The organism is Vreelandella sp. F11, assembly GCF_042466685.1.
Lineage (GTDB): Bacteria > Pseudomonadota > Gammaproteobacteria > Pseudomonadales > Halomonadaceae > Vreelandella.
Genome location: NZ_CP170448.1, coordinates 2,866,527 through 2,880,807, shown reverse-complemented (window position 1 = coordinate 2,880,807; position 14,281 = coordinate 2,866,527). Strand labels below are relative to the sequence as shown.

Here is a 14,281-nt window from a genome sequence, read left to right as displayed (position 1 = left end):
TGTTTTGCTACCGTTTACCGACCTAGCCTAGCGCTTCTTCTTCGCAGGTTTCTTATCGGCACTGGCCGGGGCGCTCTCTTTCTCACCGCTGCCGCCATTAGGGAAGTGCGCACGCACCAGTTCCAGCAGTCCTTGCGTTGAGGTGTCGAAATCGGCGGCGTTGGTGTCGATACGCTCGCTGATTTCACCGGCGATGCGCTTGCCAAGCTGTACGCCCCACTGGTCAAAGGAGTTGATGTTCCAGATGACGCCTTGAACAAACACCTTGTGCTCGTAGAGCGCGATCAGCGCACCCAGGTTTTTCGGCGTTAGCTCGTCGAGTAGTAACGTGCTGGAAGGGCGGTTGCCAGGGCAGCTGTAGGGGTCGTGCTGGCTGAGCTCTTTGCTATCCCCTTGGCTGCCTTCCATAAAGGCGTTTGCCTGGGCGAGCATATTGGTCAGCAGCGCGAAGTGGTGGTCTTCAACGCCGGGCTCGGGCTTGAGCGAGGCAATAAAGTCGATGGGCACATAGCGTGTGCCTTGGTGCAGCAGCTGGAAGAAGGCGTGCTGGCCGTTGGAGCCGGTTTGGCCCCACACAATCGGGCCGGTTTTGTAATTCACCGGGTGGCCGAAAATATCCACCGATTTGCCGTTAGACTCCATATCCAGCTGCTGCAGGAAGGAGGGCAGTTGGTTCAGCGCCTGGTCGTAGGGCACGATGGCTTGGGTTTCGGCACCAATAAAGTTGATGTACCAAATGCCAATCAGCGCCATCAGCACGGGCATGTTTTGCGAGAAGGGCGCGTTGATAAAGTGGTTATCCATCTCGTGGGCGCCTTCCAGCAGCTCGATAAAGCCTTCAAAACCAATCGATAGCGCAATCGGCAGGCCGATGGATGACCACATGGAGTAACGTCCACCCACCCAGGCCCAGAACTCGAACACGTTCTCTTCGCGAATGCCGAATTCCATTGCCGCCTTGCGATTGGTGGAGGCAGCGATAAAGTGCGCGCCCACATCGGCGTCTTCGCCGGCATTTTCCAGGAACCAGCGCCGGGCGGTTTTGGCGTTAAGCAGCGTCTCCTGAGTAGAAAAGGTTTTGGTGGAGACGATAAACAGCGTGGTGGCGGGGTCTAGGCGCGAGAGCACTTTCTGAATATGGGTGCCGTCCACGTTGGAAACGAAGTGGAAGTGCAGCTCTGGGTGGCGGTATTTGAGCAGCGCGCGCACCGCCATGTTGGGGCCAAGATCCGAGCCGCCAATACCGATATTGACCACGTCTTTAATGCGTTTGCCGCTGTAGCCTTTCCATTCACCGCTGCGCACCGTCTCGGAGAACAGCTTGATCTGCTCACGAGTGCGGGTGATTTCCGGCATCACGTCTTCACCATCTACATACACTGGCTCATCGCCTAGGTGGCGCAATGCGGTGTGCAGTACCGGGCGGTTTTCCGTCACGTTGATAATATCGCCGGAGAACATCTGAGCCCTGCGCTGTACCAGGGCGGAGTGGTCGGCTAGCTCAATCAGCTTGGCGAGCACGTCATCGGAGACGTGATGCTTGGAGTAGTCCAGAAACAGACCGCCCACCCGCAGGCTCATTTTCTCAAAGCGCTGCGGGTCATTGGTGAAGTAGTCACGAATGCGGTCGTTGGCGGTTTTGTCGCGCAGGCGGTCAAGCGCCTGCCAGGTAACACTACGAGTGAGCTGAAACATAGGGCGATCCGTTTGTTATAGATGAATTGGTTGATCAGAATCGAAAAAGTATATGTAAAAATACTACATAAAAAATGGTAGATAGTAGAGGGTATTTGTGACCTGAAAAGGGTTAACTGCGTAAAGCAACCTACTTTTTGGAGGGAAGGTTGTGAGGGCAGGCACTATGCCTGCCCTTCACGTTTGGGGATAAGCTGTTAAGTGGCAACGGCAACTTGTGCTGCGCCGCGTTTGATAAACGCATAGCCTAACCCTGTTACCAGTGAGCCTGCCACAATGGCGCCAAGGTAGAGCAGCGCTGGGGTGATGGCGTTGGGAATCAGCAGTACGAAGATGCCGCCATGGGGCGCCATCAATTTGGCACCCACCAGCATAGAGAGCGCGCCGGTTAGCGCCCCACCAGCGATACAGGCCGGAATCACCCGTAGCGGGTCTTTGGCCGCAAAGGGAATCGCGCCTTCACTGATAAAGCAGAGGCCAAGTACAAACGACGCCTTACCTGCTTCGCGCTCCGGTGCAGAGAACTTGTTGCGCGCGACAAAGCTGGCAATCCACATACCAATGGCAGGCACCATACCCGCGGCCATAATTGCCGCCATGGGGCCGTAAGTTTCCGAGGCGAGCAAGCCCACGCCAAAGGTGTACGCGGCCTTGTTGACCGGGCCGCCCAGGTCAAAGCACATCATTGCACCCAGCAGAATACCTAATAGCACCGCGTTGGTAGAGCCCATGGATTCCAGGAAGCTGGTCAGGGCACTAAGCAGTGCGGCAACGGGTTCGCCAATCACGTAGATCATGGTCAGGCCGGTAACCAAGCTGGCCACCAGCGGAATAATCAGAATAGGTTTGAGTGACTCAACGCTAGAGGGCAGTTTGACGTAGCGTGTCACCGCCAGCGCCACGTAGCCCGCCAGGAAACCAGCCAAAATACCGCCGATAAAGCCGGAGCCGATATTGGCTGCCAGCATGCCGCCAATCATACCCGGCGCGATGCCGGGGCGATCGGCGATGGAGTAGGCGATATAGCCGGCCAACACGGGAATCATCAGCGCAAAGGCGGTGCCGCCACCGATCTGCATCAGCGCTGCGGCCAGGGTGCCTTCCTGCTCAAAGGCTTCAATGCCGAACACAAAGGAGAGCGCAATTAGCAGGCCGCCCGCCACCACCATCGGCAGCATAAAGGAGACGCCGGTAAGCAGGTGCTTATAAACGCCTTTCTCTTTGACGCTCTTATTGGCTGTGCCCGCACTGCTATTGCCACTCTCAATGGCGGCCTCGCTGAGTGCGGCTTCAAGGGTGGGGCGGGGTTTTTTTAGGGCGTTGCCGGTCGAGGTGCGGTAAATACGCTTACCGGCAAACCGCGACGGGTCAACGTCGATATCGCAGGCCAGTACGACTATGTCGGCGTCTGCGATCTCTTCTTCAGTCAATTTATCTTGTGCGCCCACCGAGCCCTGGGTTTCCACGCGAATGGCGTGGCCCATGGCTTTGCCCGCCTCTGCGAGTGCTTCGGCGGCCATAAAGGTATGCGCCACGCCGGTGGGGCAGGCGGTAACAGCGACGATTTTCTTGCCACCCGTGCTGCTTGCCGCGGTAGGTGTGCTAGAGGCGGCAGGCGCGCTGTAAATCGGCGCTTCACGCTTAGCCTGGGCCAGAAAAGCGCTGGGGTCGGGGAGGGCGCTGGCGATCGGTGCTTGGAATAGGCGCTTGCCTTCAAAACGCTCTGGGGCCGGGACATGGTCGGCGGCGACAACAATTAAATCGGCGTTGGCAACCTGTTCGGCAGTCGCGGCTTGCAACGGAGCGACCTCGCCGTGCATTTCCACGTGCACCGTCCAGCCTTGGCGCTGGGCCGCTTGTTCCAGGCGCTTAGCCGCGAGGAAGGTGGTCGCCATGCCGCTGGGGCAGGCGGTAATCAAAATAATATTCATAGCGTGGCTCCCTCGGTGATGGTGTCATCAAGACGCCGTATCCGGGTGTGTTGTTGGAGTGAATCGAAATCGGCTGCATGATGATTGCCCACGCCCACATGGCGCACTGCTTCGGCAGACAGCGCCGTGGCGAAGCGAAGGGTGTGCTCGGGGGCATGGCCACTCAGCAGGCCGTGGAGGATGCCAGCGACAAACGTATCGCCAGCGCAAACGGTATTGGTCGCGGTGACCTGGGGCGGCGTAGCGTGCCAGACGCCCTGAGCGCTGACCCATAGCACGCCTTCGACGCCCGCTGAAATCAATGCATTGGCGATGCCGCTTTCATGCAAACGCTTAGCGGCATTCAAACGTGCATCGGAAGATGCCATGTCTTCGCCCGCCCACTCGGCCAGTTCATTTTCATTGGGCTTCACCCCTGCAGGGTGGGTCGCTATCGCAGCGTTGAGTGCTGGGCCGCTGGTGTCCACCCACAGCGGTACGCCGCTGGCGTTTAAGTGGTTTAACAGTTCGCTAAAATCTTCCAGCGAGAGCCCTGGGGGCAAGCTGCCCGCCACTACGACGGCTTGCGGGGGCGTGGCACTGGCCAACTCGGTATTCAGGGTGTCGATCAACCCCTGCCAATGCTCGGCATCTATCGGCATACCGGGGCCGTTAATGTCGGTCACGCGGCCGCTCTGTTCCGCAATTTTGGCATTGATGCGGGTTTCGCCCGGTACGCGCACAAAGGCATCGGTTAAGGCGTATTTGGCAAAAGCTAATTGAAAGGGAGCATCGTTATCGCTACCTAAAAAACCGCTAACAGTGACGTCGTGGCCCAGCCCCGCCAGTACCCTGGCAACATTGACGCCTTTGCCCGCGGCTTCTAACTGCGCGCTGATAGGGCGGTTGACGCTACCCAATACCAGCGCGTCAAGGTTAAACGCCAAATCCAGCGCTGGGTTGAGGGTAATACACAGCACGCGTGCCATTAGCGCGCCTCCAGCGCATCGCGCACTTCATCGCTGGTCGCTTGGGAAAGCGCCAACTGAGCGCTGGCCTGGGCATCCGCAAAATCAAATTCGCGCAGGCGGGCCTTGACCAGCGGCACCTGTCGCGCGCTAACAGAAAGTTCGTCCACACCAAGGCCGACCAGCACCGGAATGGCTGCGGCATCCGAGGCCAGCTCGCCGCACACGCCCACCCATTTGCCTTGGGTATGGGCAGCCGCCACGGTCATCTGAATCAAACGCAGCACCGCAGGGTGCAAACCATCGGCCTGGGCCGAAAGCTCAGGGTGGCCGCGGTCAATAGCCAGGGTGTACTGGGTCAAGTCGTTGGTACCTACTGAGAAGAAATCCACTTCAGTGGCAAGGCTGGGCGCTAGCAGTGCGCTGGAGGGTATTTCAATCATTACCCCAAGCTGCACATCGGTAGCACGCTGGGACGTCGGGATCTCTTGGAGTAGGCGGTCGTAGATGATTTTGACTGCGCGGAACTCGGCAATGTCTTTGACCATTGGCAGCATAATGCGTAAAGGGCTGTCTTTACCGGCCATCAACAGCGCGCGCAGCTGGGTTTCGAGCACTTCCGGCTGTGTCAGCGCCAGGCGAATGCCGCGTAGGCCCAGAAAGGGGTTGTCCTCTTGGGGCACCGGCCAGTAGGGCAGCGGTTTGTCGCCGCCAACATCTAACGTGCGTGCGACAAGCGGACGGCCATCGAGGGCGTCAATCGCCTGGCGATATTCGCCCATTTGGGTGGCTAAATCCGGGGCGCTGGCGTGGGCCATAAACAGGAATTCGGTACGCAGCAGGCCCACGGCCTCGGCGCCGCGCTCCACGGCATCGGCGGCGTGGGCAGTGTTGCCCAGGTTGGCGGCGACTTCGACACGGTGGCCGTCGCGGGTTTGGGCGACCTCAAAGCGGCTCTCCCAGGCATCGGCTTCGCGTTGCTGGAGGTCGAGCAGCTGCTGTTCGGCGCGCTGCAGGCGCTCTTCGGAAGGCTGCGGTGTGACACGTCCGCGCTCGCCGTCCAGAATCATCATGCTGGCGTTGTTGAGTGCCATTACTGCCTGCCCGGCGCCGACGACCGCAGGGATGCCCAGGGCGCGGGCCAGAATAGCACTGTGCGCCGTGGCACCGCCGCGTACGGTAAGCAAACCGCGTACACGCGTCGTGTCTAAGCGGGCGACATCGGAAGGGCCAATATCATCCATGATCAGTATGTAGGGGTGATCTGGCGGTTCGGGAAGCGTCACATCGCACAGCACACCCAACACCCGGCGGCCAACGTCGCGCAAATCCGCGGCGCGTTCGGCCAACAGGCGGTCGGCGAGCATCTCCTGGGCATGGGCCGCGGTTTCAATCGCCTCCCACCAACCTGCCTCCGCCGAGCGGCCTTCACGAATGGCATCAACGGCCGCGTGGTGAAGTTCGGGGTCGTCGAGCATCTCTTCATGCATGGAGAGAATATCCGCGACTTCGCCACCGGGGGCCTTACGCACCAAGGTTTCCAGTTGGGCGGCGCCCTCTTTTAGCGCGCTGTTTAAACGACTGATTTCGTGTTCGGGGTCGCTGGCGTGCTCGGCGTAGTCGAACTGCATGGGGCGAATAACAAATACAGGCGCAATGGCTAAGCCGGGGGAGGCAGCAACGCCCGAATGTGGCGTGTCGGCCGTGAGGGGCTCGATATCCGGTTGGGCGGAGTTAGCTTGCGGTGTGCTGTCAATGCCGCCGTCAAAGGGTGACACTTTTTCTCCCAGGCCCGATTCGACGGCTTCAGCGACGGCCTCAAGGGCTGCGCTTGCCTGCTCACCTTCGGCTGAAAGTACCAGCCACTGGCCGCGCCGTGCGCCCAGGCCAATCACTTTGGTTAGGCTGGCGGCGGAAACCGGGGTGGCGCTGCCTTCTTCCAAACGTGCCTGAATCGGCATAGCCTGGGCACGCGCAATTTGCACCAACTGCTTGGCGGGGCGGGCGTGCAGACCGTGGGGGTTAAGCACCCGCACCCGGCGGGTCTGGGTGCTGGCGGTCTCGCCCGCCAGGGTGGCCAGCAGTTGCGCGCTGGTTTTGCCCACTAAGCGTTGGCTTTCGCCGTTCTCTAACACCGCTATCAGTTGCTCTAGCAGTGGGCGGTGGGCGTCGCCATGGGCGGCCAGGCAGAACAGCGCATGCACCGGATGGCCCGCGCTTTCAAGGCTTTGTTCCGCTGGCGTGGCGACCCCAAGCGCAGGCTGGTTAACGCCCTGAGCGCTGCTGGCCAGCCAAATGCCGTTGCCTAACCATGTAGGCTGCGCTGCGGCAACGGCGGTAATAAAGCTGTTATCGACACAGCCACTTTGGCGTAACCGAGCAGCCGCGGCCAGGGCGAGCTCATGTGGGTCGCGGGCGGGGAAGTTGATGCACAGGGTGTCGGCGTCCAGGCGGGGCTCAAGTGCCGGTTTGGAAAGTAGGCGCGCGACATCGGCCGCCGAGGTGGCATTGGCCAACTGCTCAGAAACGCCCTCTTTATCGAGTACGTGGGTTAGCTGGCGGAGAATATCCAGGTGTTCATCGTTTTGGGCAGCAATCGTGACCAGTACATGCACACGTTGGCCGTCGTGCCACTCGACCCCTTGGGGAAACTGCAACACGCGAACGCCCGTTTGCTTTACATACTGGCGGCTTTCCGGCGTACCGTGGGGGATTGCAATCGCATTGCCTAGGAATGTGGATGATTGCGCCTCGCGGGCGTGTAGGCCGTCGCGATACTCGGCCTCAACCAATCCGGCGTCTACCAGCGCCTCAGCGGCACTGTCCAGCGCGGTTTGCCAGTTGCCAGCGTTGCGGCCTAGCAAGATGTCATTGGGGCCGAGTGTCAACATAGGTGTCTCCGTGTAGAACCATAGTCGTAGCGCATCGAAGTGAGCTAGATGAATCGTATCATCTGTGTATAGTTGGCTATGCTGAATCGATTCACTGAATGACACAAGGTTTGTGCTTTTAGACTTTGGTCTGGTAGGCGCTAACTTGCTGATAAACTGCCCGATCACATCCAGGGGAAACCGCATGACACTTGCCGATATTGCCCGACTAGCCGGCGTCTCGCGTACCACCGCTAGTTACGTGATTAATGGCCAGGCCGAGCAGCGGCGCATTAGCGCAGCGACCATCGATAAGGTGATGGCGGTGGTGCGTCAACACCGCTACCACATTGACCCCCAGGCGGCCGCGCTGCGTCGGGGCGCTAGCCGCTTGCTGGGGCTTATCGTGCCGGACTTGGAGAACATCAGTTACGCCCGGCTCGCCAAGCGTCTTGAGCGTGGCGCCCGGGAGCAGGGGTACCAACTGTTGATCGTAAGCTCGGATGACTGCGCAGAGAGCGAACGAACGCTTGCCTTGGCGCTGCGTGCCCAGCGCTGTGAGGTATTGATTACGGCCAGTTGCCTGCCTAGCGATGACACTTTTTATGCTGATCTGGTAGACGAGGGCTGGTGCGTGGTTGGCATGGATCGTGGCCTTAACCCGGCGCGCTTTGCCAGTGTTGTGAGTAACGATCAGGAGGCGGCGAAGACGTTGACGCGCTCGGTGATCCGCACAGCAACCAAGCGCGTTGCCTGGCTAGAGGCGATGCCAGATCTGTCGGTTAGCTGCGAGCGGCGGGCGGGCTTTCAGGCGGCGCTTAAAGGCACTGCTATAGAGCCGCTCTATCTAACCGGGTCACACTATGAGCGCAGCGAAGGGGCTCGTTTGGCGGTTCAACTACTGGATGAACAGGGCGGTGCCGACGCACTGGTGACGGCGTCCTATACTCTGCTGGAAGGTGTTTTTGATGTGTTCTTGGAGCGCGGCGGCCTGCCGGAAAATATTCGCCTGGCCACTTTTGGTGATCACCGACTGCTGGATTTCCTTCCTCAGCCCGTTAACTCGGCGCTACAGGATTATGACCGTATTGCCGAGTTAACATTGCGCTGTGCCCTGGCCGCCATGAGCGGCCGCTATGAGCGCGGACTACAGGTGGTCGCGCGCCACCTGCACCGGCGTTAAACCGTGCGTGCCTGGGCCCAGGCGGCTGCATCCGGTATCGACATGTCGTAGCTCTCGCTCAAGTAGGGCGAGGAGAGCAGGAAGTCGGCGCTCGCCGCATTGCAGGCGACCGGTACATTCCAAAGTGCTGCTAAACGCAGCAACGCTTTGACATCCGGGTCGTGAGGCTGGGGTGAGAAGGGATCCCAAAAGAAGATCAGCACATCCAACTGCTGCTCCGCTATCCGTGCGCCAATCTGCTGGTCACCGCCCAACGGGCCGCTCATCAGCCCTTCGACTTCAAGTCCTAAAGCGGTCTTAAGTCGCTCAGACGTGGTGCCCGTGCCAATCAGTTTGTGCTGGCTCAGCGTATCTTTCCAGTGGGTTGCCCACTCCAGCATCTCCATCTTTTTTCCATCATGGGCAATCAGCGCAATGCGCTTACGCGCTTGCAGCGTACGGATGGCTTGGCGGGGCGGTTGCGCGTCACTCATTTGATCACTTCCCTCACGGTTTTATTGCCGCTCGGCCTTATGGCCGAATGACTTTTTCTTTTTAAAGGTCGCAAAAGCTAAAAGCTCGCTATCGAGGTTAGTCGATTAATCGTTCTCCAGGGCAAGGATTTTCATTGTATTAGTACCTCCATGGGCATTCATATGATCGCCACGAGTCAGGATGACATGCTCGCCGGGGTGGATGAATCCCTGAGCCTGCAAGCACTGCAAGGCTTCCTGGTTAAGATTGGCCGGATCCATATCAGTGGTGTCGAAGGGAATGGAAACCACGCCCCGGTAGAGCGCCATGCGCCGCTGGGCGATAGGGCTGTGGGCCAACCCAACGATAGGCAGACCGGAACGAATGCGCGACGCAATCAGGGGTGTATAGCCGGTTGAGGTCATACAGGCGATGGCGCTAACGCCGGATAAGTGGTTGGCTGCGTACATTGCCGATAGCGCGATGGTTTCATCGATGCGCTCAAAGCCTTCATGTATACGGTGGCCTGACTCCTGGGCAAGCCGCTCGCGCTCGGCACCCAGGCATACGCGGTTCATCGCCTCGATGGTTTCCACCGGATAATCCCCCGCGGCGGTCTCCGCTGATAGCATGACTGCATCGGTGCCGTCGAGTACTGCGTTGGCCACGTCGAAGACTTCGGCGCGGGTGGGCAGTGGCGACTCAATCATCGACTCCATCATCTGGGTGGCGGTAATGACCGCACGGTTCAATGAGCGAGCGTGCTTGATAATGCGCTTCTGAGTACCGATGAGTGCGGCGTCGCCAATCTCAACACCCAGGTCGCCTCGCGCCACCATGACCGCTTCCGAGGCTTCAATAATGCCATCCAGAGTGACATCGTCGGCAACCGCCTCGGCGCGCTCGAGCTTAGCCACCAAGCCGATCTCTTTACCGGCTTCGCCAAGCAGTTCGCGGGCTTCCTGCATATCCGCGGCGCTACGCGGGAAGGAGACGGCCAAGTAGTCAACGCCAATCTCAATAGCGGTTTTTAGGTCGGCCTTATCTTTCTCAGTAAGGGCAGGCGCTGAAAGTCCGCCGCCCTGTTTGTTAATGCCCTTGTTGTTGGAGAGCTTGCCACCCACGTGAACGCGGGTATGTACTTCCTGTCCAATCACTCGTGTGACATCGAGTACCAAACGGCCATCGTCCAGCAGTAGTCGATCGCCTTCTACGACATCATCCGGGAGGGTTTGGTAATCACAGCCGACCCGCTCTGCAGTGCCACTGTTGGCATCCAACGCCATGTCCAAAACGAATGGCTGGCCGACATTGAGTTTGACGGCACCTTCAACAAAGCGGGCAATACGAATTTTCGGCCCCTGTAGATCGCCCAGTGCGGCGACGCTGCGGCCCAGGCGCTCGGCAATCTCGCGGACTTCGCCCAAGCGACGACGATGATCTTCCGCCGAGCCGTGGGAGAAGTTTAGCCGCACCACATCCACACCGGCTTTGAGCATCGCTTCCAGTACGCCGGGCCGATCACTGGCGGGTCCAAGGGTGGCGACGATCTTGGTGCGTCTCAAGGGTGTATGAGGGCCTGAGGGCGTATAAGGAAGGGAGGAAGTAGACGTCTGGGCCGTTGTGTTCGAAGTCGCATTCGTCATGGGCGCTCTCCTTGAGTAGAGGTATTGTTGGCAATTTAGTATTGGACTACGATAGCGTTTATATAGTAATTTTACTACATATTGGATATTTACTAGCCTTTTGGGGCGGTTAACACGCTATTTATCGGCCTCATGACGCTTAGATACGTATTTTTAGTAATTTTTTTACTAAAGATGCCACTCATTATTATTGGTTAATTGAGGAGCTATCATGACAATAAGAGTTGCGATTAACGGATTTGGCCGCATTGGCCGCAACGTACTGCGCGCCCTTTACGAAAACAGCTATCGTGACCGGGTACAGGTGGTCGCCATCAACGATCTCGGCGACCCCTCGCTAAATTCCCACTTGCTGCGTCACGATACCGTGCATGGCCACTTTCCCTTTAAGGTAGAACACGACGCCGAGAGCATCACGGTGGATGGTGATCGTATCGCTATCTCCTCAGAGCGCGATCCATCACAGCTGCCTTGGGCATCAATGAATATTGATTTGGTGATGGAGTGCACGGGGTTATTTACCAAGCGTGAGGCCGCTGCCAAGCATATCGAAGCGGGCGCCAAGCGCGTGCTGATTTCCGCCCCCAGCCCCGACGCCGATGCCACCATCGTGTATGGCGTGAATGACCAGGTGCTGACCGCAGAGCATACGGTAGTGTCTAACGCTTCCTGCACCACCAACTGCTTAGCGCCGGTGGCCAAAGCGCTGAACGATGCTGTCGGTATCGAAAACGGTTTGATGACCACGGTGCACGCTTACACCAACGATCAGAATCTGTCGGATGTTTACCACTCTGACCCCTACCGGGCGCGTAGCGCGACACACTCAATGATTCCTACCAAAACTGGCGCTGCTGCAGCGGTGGGCTTGGTGCTGCCAGAGCTGGCGGGCAAGTTTGACGGCTTGGCCGTTCGCGTGCCGGTGATCAACGTTTCGCTGGTGGATCTCACTTTCACCGCTGGCCGCGATACCAGCAAAGAAGAGATCAACGCCATCGTCGAGAAAGCTGCCGCTAACTCGCCGGTATTGGCCGTTAACGCTGAGCCTCTGGTATCTATCGACTTTAACCACGATGCCAACTCGTCGACCTTTGATGCCAATCACACCCGCGTGAATGGCCGTCTGGTTAAAATCATGGCCTGGTACGACAACGAGTGGGGTTTCTCTAACCGCATGTTGGATACCGCGCTTGCCATGCAGGCGACTGCCAAGTAATACCCTCCTTTTTGTAAGGGTTAAGGGCAGGTATCGCCCAGCAGTAACTCCGTTTGAAGGAGCTGCTGGGCGAGGGGAATACGGCCAAGAATCATCTGCGCCGCGACCCTCCCTTTACCCACGCTATCCTGGCGCACCGTGGTTAAACGCGGTGCCCGGTACTGTCCTTCGGCAATACCGTCAAAGCCAGTAATGCGCAGCTCTTCCGGTACACGAATACCGCGCTGTTCGGCGAGCGTTAGCGCCGTGAGCGCAATGCGGTCAGACATGCACAGCAGCAGGTCTGGCCGTTGTTCTGTGGGCTGGTCGAGAATCTCGGCAATCACCGGTGAGCAAACCTCAAAGGTATTCTCCTCGATATTCCACAGCGGCACTTGCTCCGCATCCACTCCTCGTTCACTCAATGCGCTATGAAAGCCTTCCAAACGGGCGCGGCTGATTGTGCTGGTGTTGGGCAGCAGGGTGTGTTCAGACGTCACACGGCCGTTGCAAACCTCTTTGGTCAAGCGCAGGTTGATAATCGCCGGGCGTTTGGGCAACTGGCTTAACGCGTGTTGGGCGATTTTATAGCTGGCGGCGGTATCGTCGATATGCACCGTCGGGCAGCCTTCAATATCAAAATCAACGGACACCAAGCTACGCTGGGCAGGCAGTTCATCTAGCAGTTTATTGTTGGGCATTAGCCCATAGACGATAAAACCATCGGCGATATTGGCGGAACCCGGCGGCTGTGAGGCATGGCCGCGGCCCGGCAGGAGCAGCAGTGTATGGCCGTGGGCATCGAGCACTTCGGCAACCCCTGATAGAAACTCGCTGGCCACGGCGTCGTTCAAACTGTAGGTAAGGCTTTCGGCAAGAATGACCGCAATGATCCGCGAGCGGCCAGTGCGCAGACTGCGCGCTTTGGCGTCAGGGCCGCTGTACCCGAGCCGTTTGGCCTGCTTAAGTATCCGCTCGCGCAGGGCTGGTGAGAGCTGATCCGGGCGGTTAAAGGCGTTGGAAATCGTCGCAGTGGAGACATTGAGTTCCTGCGCAAGATCCTTGAGTGTCATTCGGCGCTGATCAGTCACGGTACTTCCTTTACAAGCTTTTTTAATAATTGAAGACTTCGTTATTCAAAAGGCGCGCGTAATAAAATCGACCCGCTGGGTGTTGCCATTTCCCATGATAAGCGAAGGGGAGGTTAGGCACACACAGAGGGTCGTTAAAGGGATCACTTGAGTGTCTGTGTGTTTAAGCCGCTGCCTGCTGTTCAGCTAACGTTAGCGCCGTACCGCTCTCGTCAAACAAGTGCACTTTTTCCCAATCCGCTGCCAGCGACACCTGCTGGCCTTCCTGCCACTGGCTGGGCGCTTCGCTGCGATGGATCAGCAGCGTGTCACCCTGTTTGGGCTCAAGGTAGACGTAAACCTCGTTGCCCAAATACTCGACGTTGACGATATCAAAGCAGTTCTCATGGGTAGGTGCCGCCAAGCATAGATGCTCTGGGCGAATGCCGAGCGTCAGCGCTTCACCGCTTTGCCGTTGTTGGGCATCCTGGGGAAGGGCGAGCTCACCAAGCCCTTTGGCCCGCACGCGGCAGCCGTTGCCGTCGCCAGCGAGTAGCTCTGCGGGCATAAAGTTCATGGTGGGTGAGCCAATAAAGCCCGCTACAAATTTCGTTGCCGGGCGCTGATAAAGCTCGTGGGGGCTACCGACCTGCTCCACATGGCCGCCATTGAGCACCACGATTTTGTCAGCCAGGGTCATGGCTTCCACCTGGTCGTGGGTCACGTAAATCATGGTAGAGCCGAGGCGGTTATGCAGCCGGGCGATCTCGTTACGCATCTGCACACGCAGTGAGGCATCCAGGTTGGAGAGCGGCTCGTCAAACAGCAGAATACGCGGTTCCCGGGCCATGGCACGGCCCATGGCCACCCGCTGGCGCTGGCCGCCGGAAAGCGCCTTGGGCTTGCGGTGCAGAAGCTCTTCAAGCTGTAAAATCTTTGCCGTGCTCATAACCCGCTCGTGCACCGTCTCTTTGGCGGTCTTGGCCAGTTTCAAGCCAAACGCCATATTGTCGTATACGGTCATATGCGGGTAGAGCGCATAGGATTGAAACACCATGCCCACACCGCGTTCCCGCGGTGGCAAGTCATTGACCACGGTGTCGTCCATGCGCAGGTCGCCATCGCTAATCGATTCCAAGCCGGCGATCAGGCGCAAAAGGGTCGACTTGCCGCAGCCGGAGGGGCCAACGAACACCACAAACTCGCCGTCGCCAATATGTAGATCCACATTGTTAATAATGTGATCGCTGCCAAACACTTTGTTGATCTTGCTAAGCGTTACACTGGCCAT

At 58.4% G+C, this 14,281-nt stretch carries 10 protein-coding genes; 2 read left to right on the top strand and 8 right to left on the bottom strand.

What is annotated here, in order from left to right; translation table 11 throughout:
- Window positions 1–27: 27 nt before the first annotated feature.
- The 4 genes from pgi to ptsP all read right to left on the bottom strand — a co-directional run bounded on the left by pgi (window position 28) and on the right by ptsP (window position 7,464).
- Window positions 28–1,695: a glucose-6-phosphate isomerase gene (pgi, locus tag ACFIOZ_RS13200; protein WP_386078451.1), complete on the bottom strand. Its 1,668-nt coding sequence runs from the start codon at window positions 1,693–1,695 to the stop codon at window positions 28–30.
- Window positions 1,696–1,892: 197 nt separating this feature from the next.
- Entirely contained in the window at window positions 1,893–3,626 is a 1,734-nt protein-coding gene (locus tag ACFIOZ_RS13195) for a PTS fructose-like transporter subunit IIB (RefSeq protein WP_386078448.1), read from the bottom strand.
- Complete coding sequence (gene pfkB / locus ACFIOZ_RS13190; protein ID WP_280110286.1) at window positions 3,623–4,594, bottom strand: 1-phosphofructokinase; 972 nt, start codon at window positions 4,592–4,594, stop codon at window positions 3,623–3,625. Before pfkB ends, ACFIOZ_RS13195 begins: the two co-directional genes overlap by 4 nt.
- A complete protein-coding gene (gene ptsP / locus ACFIOZ_RS13185; protein WP_386078445.1) occupies window positions 4,594–7,464 on the bottom strand; it encodes a phosphoenolpyruvate--protein phosphotransferase in 2,871 nt (956 codons plus the stop codon). The genes pfkB and ptsP overlap by 1 nt, the downstream gene beginning before the upstream one ends.
- Window positions 7,465–7,648: 184 nt before the next feature.
- Between ptsP and cra the strand changes: the two genes are divergently transcribed.
- Complete coding sequence (gene cra / locus ACFIOZ_RS13180; protein WP_386078443.1) at window positions 7,649–8,626, top strand: catabolite repressor/activator; 978 nt, start codon at window positions 7,649–7,651, stop codon at window positions 8,624–8,626.
- On the opposite strand, the gene ACFIOZ_RS13175 is transcribed toward cra, so the two are convergent.
- Together ACFIOZ_RS13175 and pyk are read right to left on the bottom strand one after the other, a co-directional pair.
- Window positions 8,623–9,099 (bottom strand): methylglyoxal synthase, encoded by a 477-nt coding sequence (locus ACFIOZ_RS13175; protein WP_386078441.1) that lies wholly within the window; start codon window positions 9,097–9,099, stop codon window positions 8,623–8,625. The genes cra and ACFIOZ_RS13175 overlap by 4 nt on opposite strands.
- Before the next feature lie 105 nt (window positions 9,100–9,204).
- A complete protein-coding gene (gene pyk / locus ACFIOZ_RS13170; RefSeq protein WP_386078438.1) occupies window positions 9,205–10,725 on the bottom strand; it encodes a pyruvate kinase in 1,521 nt (506 codons plus the stop codon).
- A gap of 211 nt (window positions 10,726–10,936) precedes the next feature.
- On the opposite strand from pyk, the gene gap reads away from it, so the two are divergent.
- A complete protein-coding gene (gap, locus tag ACFIOZ_RS13165) occupies window positions 10,937–11,941 on the top strand; it encodes a type I glyceraldehyde-3-phosphate dehydrogenase (protein ID WP_386078436.1) in 1,005 nt (334 codons plus the stop codon).
- A gap of 20 nt (window positions 11,942–11,961) precedes the next feature.
- On the opposite strand, the gene ACFIOZ_RS13160 is transcribed toward gap, so the two are convergent.
- The gene (locus ACFIOZ_RS13160; protein WP_386078434.1) at window positions 11,962–13,011 is read right to left on the bottom strand and encodes a LacI family DNA-binding transcriptional regulator; all 1,050 of its coding nucleotides are present in this window, start codon (window positions 13,009–13,011) and stop codon (window positions 11,962–11,964) included.
- A gap of 163 nt (window positions 13,012–13,174) precedes the next feature.
- On the bottom strand, window positions 13,175–14,281 hold the full coding sequence (locus tag ACFIOZ_RS13155; RefSeq protein ID WP_386078431.1) for an ABC transporter ATP-binding protein: 1,107 nt from the start codon (window positions 14,279–14,281) through the stop codon (window positions 13,175–13,177).